The sequence below is a fragment of the Syntrophales bacterium genome (assembly GCA_030655775.1).
Taxonomy (GTDB): domain Bacteria; phylum Desulfobacterota; class Syntrophia; order Syntrophales; family JADFWA01; genus JAUSPI01.
Map to the genome: position 1 here is coordinate 1 of JAUSPI010000169.1, position 5001 is coordinate 5001.

The 5001-nt window shown below is 41.5% G+C and carries 10 protein-coding genes; 4 read left to right on the top strand and 6 right to left on the bottom strand.

What is annotated here, in order from left to right; genetic code table 11:
• The first annotated feature begins 71 nt into the window (after nt 1-71).
• Nucleotides 72-632: a sugar transferase gene (locus tag Q7J27_09185; protein ID MDO9529320.1), complete on the top strand. Its 561-nt coding sequence runs from the start codon at nt 72-74 to the stop codon at nt 630-632.
• A 207-nt stretch (nt 633-839) separates the two neighbouring features.
• On the opposite strand, the gene Q7J27_09190 is transcribed toward Q7J27_09185, so the two are convergent.
• Both Q7J27_09190 and Q7J27_09195 read right to left on the bottom strand, forming a co-directional pair.
• Nucleotides 840-1121: a type II toxin-antitoxin system RelE/ParE family toxin gene (locus Q7J27_09190; GenBank protein ID MDO9529321.1), complete on the bottom strand. Its 282-nt coding sequence runs from the start codon at nt 1119-1121 to the stop codon at nt 840-842.
• Entirely contained in the window at nt 1112-1339 is a 228-nt protein-coding gene (locus tag Q7J27_09195) for a hypothetical protein (GenBank protein MDO9529322.1), read from the bottom strand. Before Q7J27_09195 ends, Q7J27_09190 begins: the two co-directional genes overlap by 10 nt.
• A gap of 301 nt (nt 1340-1640) precedes the next feature.
• On the opposite strand from Q7J27_09195, the gene Q7J27_09200 reads away from it, so the two are divergent.
• From Q7J27_09200 to Q7J27_09210, 3 genes are all read left to right on the top strand, one after another.
• Entirely contained in the window at nt 1641-1943 is a 303-nt protein-coding gene (locus tag Q7J27_09200) for a hypothetical protein (GenBank protein ID MDO9529323.1), read from the top strand.
• Nucleotides 1944-2207: a hypothetical protein gene (locus Q7J27_09205; GenBank protein ID MDO9529324.1), complete on the top strand. Its 264-nt coding sequence runs from the start codon at nt 1944-1946 to the stop codon at nt 2205-2207.
• Between the two features lie 612 nt (nt 2208-2819).
• Nucleotides 2820-3050, top strand: coding sequence for a YgiT-type zinc finger protein (locus Q7J27_09210; GenBank protein ID MDO9529325.1), 231 nt, complete (start codon nt 2820-2822; stop codon nt 3048-3050).
• Nucleotides 3051-3240: 190 nt separating this feature from the next.
• Here Q7J27_09210 and Q7J27_09215 read toward each other — a convergent pair whose 3' ends face one another.
• The 4 genes from Q7J27_09215 to Q7J27_09230 all read right to left on the bottom strand — a co-directional run bounded on the left by Q7J27_09215 (nt 3241) and on the right by Q7J27_09230 (nt 4701).
• On the bottom strand, nt 3241-3600 hold the full coding sequence (locus Q7J27_09215; protein ID MDO9529326.1) for a type II toxin-antitoxin system PemK/MazF family toxin: 360 nt from the start codon (nt 3598-3600) through the stop codon (nt 3241-3243).
• A complete protein-coding gene (locus Q7J27_09220; protein MDO9529327.1) occupies nt 3587-3829 on the bottom strand; it encodes a hypothetical protein in 243 nt (80 codons plus the stop codon). Before Q7J27_09220 ends, Q7J27_09215 begins: the two co-directional genes overlap by 14 nt.
• 258 nt (nt 3830-4087) lie before the next feature.
• On the bottom strand, nt 4088-4438 hold the full coding sequence (locus Q7J27_09225; protein ID MDO9529328.1) for a helix-turn-helix transcriptional regulator: 351 nt from the start codon (nt 4436-4438) through the stop codon (nt 4088-4090).
• A gap of 2 nt (nt 4439-4440) precedes the next feature.
• Nucleotides 4441-4701 carry a type II toxin-antitoxin system RelE/ParE family toxin gene (locus tag Q7J27_09230; protein ID MDO9529329.1) on the bottom strand — a complete coding sequence of 87 codons (261 nt, stop codon included), beginning with the start codon at nt 4699-4701 and terminating at the stop codon, nt 4441-4443.
• Between the last annotated feature and the right edge of the window lie 300 nt (nt 4702-5001).

Below are 5001 nucleotides of genomic sequence, written 5' to 3' on the forward strand. Positions count from 1 at the left end.
ATTGTGGTGAGTTTCTCAGATATTCAAATTTTTTTGCAATTTAATCTGCGAAAATCTGCGTAATCTGTGGATTGAAGCGTATTTTTGATCTGGCTATGGCTTGGTGTTTATTATGTGTTTTGAGTATTCCGATTCTTGTTACCGGATTGATGGTGAAGCTGACTTCCAAGGGGCCGGCATTATACTGGTCAGACAGGGTTGGGATTAATAATGGGATATTCAGGATGCCCAAGTTTCGGACGATGCGCATTAACACCCCTGCTGTTGCGACTCATCTTATGAAAAATCCTGATGTTTACCTTACGCCGATCGGTTCTTTTTTGCGCAAGTTCAGCCTGGATGAATTGCCGCAGCTTTACAGTGTTTTAAAGGGAGACATAAGTTTTGTTGGGCCACGTCCGGCTTTATTTAACCAGGATGATCTGGTTGAGCTTCGAACAGGGAAAGGGATACATGAACTTATTCCTGGGATCACCGGCTGGGCGCAGGTAAATGGCAGGGATGTATTGTCGATTCCGGTGAAGGTGGAGTTTGATGAGTATTATCTGAAAAACAGGTCTTTTCTCTTTGATATGAAAATATTGTGGATGACAGTGGTAAAGGTTGTGAGAAGGGAAGGGGTCATTCACTAAGAGAAAGTTTTGAATTTTGAGTGTTGAGTGTTGAATTTTGAATTGACGGAGATGATATTTGACTTTATACATCAAACACTTCGTTTTCATTTAAATATTTGACTTTATTTTGCACCAGATCTGTATTTCGTTTCTGAAGTTCTTGACCTTCATCAGTCAAATACATATACAGGGTTTCGATGGCAGAGTTCTTATAGAAGGCGGGTCTTAAGCTTCTATCCGTTTTTTGATGAGCCTGTAAACTTCTTTTCGATGGATTATACCGAGAATTAAAATATCGTCACTGGAAACCTTGAAAATAACACGGTAATCTCCGACTCTTAGCTTCCAGTATCCTTTAAGGGTTCTTTGCAACGGTTTTCCATAGGCCTCAGGTTGTGTGGCAAGCCGATCTTCGATGGCTCTCTTGATCATGGCCCTGTTTCTCACATCAATTTTAGGCAGGTCAGATCTTTTAACGTCCGGATGGTATTTGAGTTTTAAGACCATACATCATCATGGCTTAGCACCTTAGAGTCATTCCATGACTTTTCCCTTTTTTCAGCAAATGCAGAAAGGGCGATATCCTCTTGAATCTCCAGGGCCTCTTTGAGCAAATCCCTGACTTTGGCTGATAATGAGACATTATCCTTTTCTGCCAGAAGTCGGACATCCTGGTAAAGCAAATTGCTCAGGACTACATTTATACGCGGATTTTGAGTCGGCATAGTATTTTCCTCACAGATAACATTGAATTTAAGTGTAACAGTGGTGATACGCCATGTCAAATTAAAAATGAGCCGTTGCAACCTTAGAACCGGCAAGGGGATACATAAACTTATTCCGGGGGTTACCCGCTTTCAGATTGCACCGGGCAGGCCGGCTGGGCGCAGATTAAATATCTCACGCAAAGGCGCAAAGACGCAAAAAGGAAAAAATAGAACTAGATCCACAGATTACACGGATTACTCTAATCGCTTGAATTACAGCAGAAAAAGGGAGATAGTACTCTGAGGTGTCCAGGATTTGATGGTTAATGAATATGTAATCCCTTTAGGGGAGAATGCTCGAAAAAGGCATTATCATGAAACTGATAAAGGTGAGGTTGTCGGCTTTGCTGTTCAATTGGAAGTTTTTGTTAATGACCAGTGGAAAGTGGTGATTCGTTATGATTCTGCTCACGAATTTGCTCACATAGATCGGTACTATCTCGACGGGAAAAAGGTTAAAAAGGAACTTCGATTGAAACTCGACGAAGCCTTGACTTTGGCAGATGAAGATATAAAAGAAAATTGGAAAATTTACCAAAAAGCTTTTTTGGAGGGTAAGTAGATGATTGATGTCTTAGAGAAAAAACATGCCATATTGGTTACAGAATTTGACCGCTATGTGGTGGAGCACCCTGAGTTTGCGGTCAATATACCGCGAAATTCCCAAATTGTTCTCCAGGTTGACAGTGACAACGAATATAACGAGTGGAGCAAGCAGTTAGCCGAGAGGCAGAGAGAACCAGGCCAAAAAATCGTTTATGTGAAAGTGAAGGGTCTCAAACCGGCTAAATCAAGGCTGCTTAAACCCAAGGTTGCTGTGGCATAGAAGAAGGGAAATAGAAGGACACTTCCCTTCCCTGCCCTGATTATTGCTTACGCAAACAGATTACGCAGATTAAATATCTCACGCAAAGGCGCAAAGACGCAAAAAGGAAAAAATAGAAATAGATCCACAGGTTGTATAGATTGTCCGGACTTGGGAATTTAGCCTAATGATCGAAAGTATTAAAAAACAGGTTAAAGCAGGGAATTATCGTTTTACGGTGCATGGTTTCGAATGATGCGTGGAACGTCATATCTCGCCTAATGAGGTGAAGTATGCTATATTATCGGGTGAGGTCATAGAAAAATATTCGGAGGATAAATACGGACCAAGTTGTCTCATTTATGGAGTTAGTGAAGGGGGAAAGATATTACATATACAATGTTCTATTGACCCTGTCTGGGTTATCACTGCATATGACCCAACTTTGATGGTCTCGTAAAAAGTCTTTTTTTGTCACCCTGAATTTATTTCAGGGTCTCTAACTTGCTGAAATGTTTAGATGCTGAAACAAGTTCAGCATGACAAATGACACATTTTGAGACTTTTTACGAGACTGTCATCTTTGAATCCAGATAAATGGGATAAAGATTTTAAAAGGAGGCGAGTAAAATCATGAAATGTGCTGCCTGCAATCATGACATGGTAAAAAAAAGGGGGGAGATTGATCTCAGGATTGGGGGAAAACTATATCTTGTGAGAAATGTCTTTTACGAAGAATGTCCCTCTTGTGGGGAAAAGGTTCTCTTTCCGGAAATCAGTGAGATCTTATTTAAAAAGATCAAGAATAAGGAATTTGTTGAGCAGATGATTAATGTACCGGTATTGGACGGAACTTACGGGTAAGTGCCTTTTTGATCCGCAGATTACGCAGATTTTCGCAGATTAAGAAAAGGGCAAAAGATTCGATCCGCAGATTACGCAGATTACACAGAACAAAAAAGATGTCTCACGCAAAGGCGCAAAAGACGCTACGGTAAAAAATAATATAAAAGAAGATTATGACAGAATGAGATTGCGAAGATAGTTGATAGCTTTACTCCTCGCAGTGTTTGGGCTCGATGTCAAGAATTAGGGCAATTGACCTTTTTATCTGGTCGATCTCATCATTTGAAATTTCCCCGATCTTTTCCGCAAATCTCTTGTGGCTAACGGCTCTAATTTGAAAACAGTCAACTACCGACTTTTTCTTAACACCACTCTTTGGGTCAGGTTCCAAAGAAACAAAAAACGGGTTTTTCTCCCAATAGGAACTCCATGCAGTTACAGGGACAACAATTGCAAGTTTAAGATTCTTATTATGACCACCGCTTAAGATGACTACTGGCCGTTTCTTTTTGATCTCATCGCCAATAGTTGGATCAAGATTTACCCAATAGATTTCACCGGTTTTCAAAATCTTCTCCTTCTATCGAGTCAAAAAGGTTCTCATATGACGCTTTTCCAATCATTTGCATGGCCGCTATCCTTTTTTGTTCCCGAAGTCTTTTGCGGTCTTGCTTCACCTTGGCATTGATGGCTTCTCGCATATACTCGCTTAGGCTTTTGTAGCGCAAATCCTTGTAGACCTTCTTGATGAATTCATAGTCTTTGGGGTCAACCTGGATCTTGGTTTGAATCAGCATATTATTTCTCCCATATTTTTCCTAATGGTGCCACAAACATGGTCTTATTGTCAAGACATGAAATGGGTCCATTATGTGGGGTTAGTTTTGCCTTTCTTTACCTCGAACCGGAGATTCCTGTTTATAGAGAGACAGGAGAGGTCACGCAAAGGCGCTAAGGCGCTGAGGGGGGAAAACAATACAGGGGTCACGCAAAGGCGCAAAGGACGCTGAGATAACAAAGAATAGGGGTCAGGCCCATGGTTACACCCGGGATTTTTAAGAGAAGCTTGTCTCGCTTATTCCAAAGACTTTTGCCAGCTTTTGTCTGGTTGCCCTGCGATAAACAGCGCCTTCCCGTTCCCATTTTGCTACGGTTGCCTGCTTTACTCCCATTCGATTGGCAAGTTCTTCCTGTGTCCATCCCCTTTCAATGCGCTCCCGCTTGACGGGATTCATAAAGATATAGTCTTCCGCTTCTTTCTGATCATATAGCGGTTCAGATCTGGCCTCACGAATGTCGCGCAGATCGGATTCATCTTCTATACGATTGAGGATGGCCTGGAATGACTTAACGGGCAGCACCACAAACTTTACTTTTCCATTTTCCTTAATTGTCTGGTATTCCATAGTTACCTCTTATAAATGTCGCCCCGCGGGCGGATTTTTACTACTTCTATTATCAACTGGTCATCCTGGCGTGTATAGATAATACGGTAATGCCCCACTCTGAGGCGAAATCCCTCTCGTCCCTTTAAGGCGTCGATATTAAGAGAGGCATTGTCAGGATTTGCCGCAAGCTGATGCAAATTATTCACGATAACCGATTTTATTTTTAGCGGCAGGCGTGCCAGATAGTTTCTGGCCTGCCGCCTGTATTTCAATTCATACATAACTTGATTATAGCCTTAAAGGATATATTGTCAAGATGAAAAGTAATATAAAAGATGGGTCACGCAAAGGCGCAAAGGCGCTGAGGTGAAAAATAATATAAAAGAAGATTATGACTGAGAATGAGATTGCGAAGATAGTTGTAGATACGGCATTTCATGTAAATGGGGACATCCATGATAAGTTTTGTCAAGGGGAAAACGGAGATTTCCCTTGACCTTCCGGATTGACGGATTCCCGGCGGTTATTCTTGTTGATCTGCCTCAACTCGATCTTTTTCTTCATTCTTTGTGGTCCGCACT